We start from the raw sequence: 903 nt of genomic DNA, 5'->3' as shown, positions 1-903 counted from the left end.
GGCTCACGCGGCGATCGTGGCCCACCGCCTCATGTTGAAGGCGATCGAGGCGAGCACGACTTGTCCGGTCGCCTTGATCAGACCGACGTAGCGGATGCAGGTCAGCCGCATGCGGCGTTTGAGAGTAGCGAAGGTGGTCTCGACCTGGGCTCGGCGGCGCGCGATGAGGAGGTTGTAGCGTTTGAGCCTGGGCGGCAGCTCCGGGTGATGTCTGTTGGGCCGACGAGCGATGCGGGGTTTCTTGCCCTCCGCCTTCAGCCGGGCCCGTCGGGCATGGGTGTCGTAAGCCGCATCGGCCCACACCGCAGCTTCATCGCCCCGGATCAAAGCGTCCGCAGGTGTCGTATCGTTGACGTTAGCGGGTGTGGTCAACACCGCGCGGATCAAGCCGGATCCTTCGTCCACACCCACATGGGCCTTGTAACCGAAGGTCGAGCCGCTTTTGCCCTGCCGTTTGGCAAACCGGGCATCAGGATCGTTTGAGGGGCGATCCTCCTTGGGCGGAGCCGAGACTGCCTGGATCAAGGTCGCATCCAGCATCGTGCCGCGCTTGAGGATCACGCCAGCATTCTCAAGCTGACGATCCAATTCGCCAAACAGCTTCTCCAGCAGGCCTTGTTCAACGAGCTGGTTCCGGAAGCGATTCAGGACCGTATGGTCGGGCGTCGCATCCTCAAGGCTCAAACCGACGAAGCGCTTGAACGACAACCGGTCGCCCAGCGCTTCCTCGAGTTCGCGCTCCGAAAGACCATACAGCGACTGCAACAGCACAGCACGAAACAGCACCAGCACCGGATAGCCTGGTCGACCGGGGCTCCCTTCATCCCGCAAATGGCCGATCAGCTTCTCGAACCGGTACCACTTGACCAGGCCAGCCAGCCGATCCAGCGCCGCATTGGCGCC

General features: G+C 62.9%; 1 protein-coding gene. It reads right to left on the bottom strand.

Annotated elements, in window-relative coordinates; all coding sequences use genetic code 11:
• Positions 1-3 precede the first annotated feature (3 nt).
• On the bottom strand, positions 4-903 hold a 900-nt coding region (locus tag IVB46_RS00475; RefSeq protein WP_247341613.1), incomplete at its 5' end, for an IS5 family transposase.

Source organism: Bradyrhizobium sp. 61, assembly GCF_023073075.1.
Taxonomy (GTDB): domain Bacteria; phylum Pseudomonadota; class Alphaproteobacteria; order Rhizobiales; family Xanthobacteraceae; genus Bradyrhizobium; species Bradyrhizobium barranii.
Note: the sequence above shows the minus strand (reverse complement) of the source record. Positions and strands in the feature narration are given on the sequence as shown.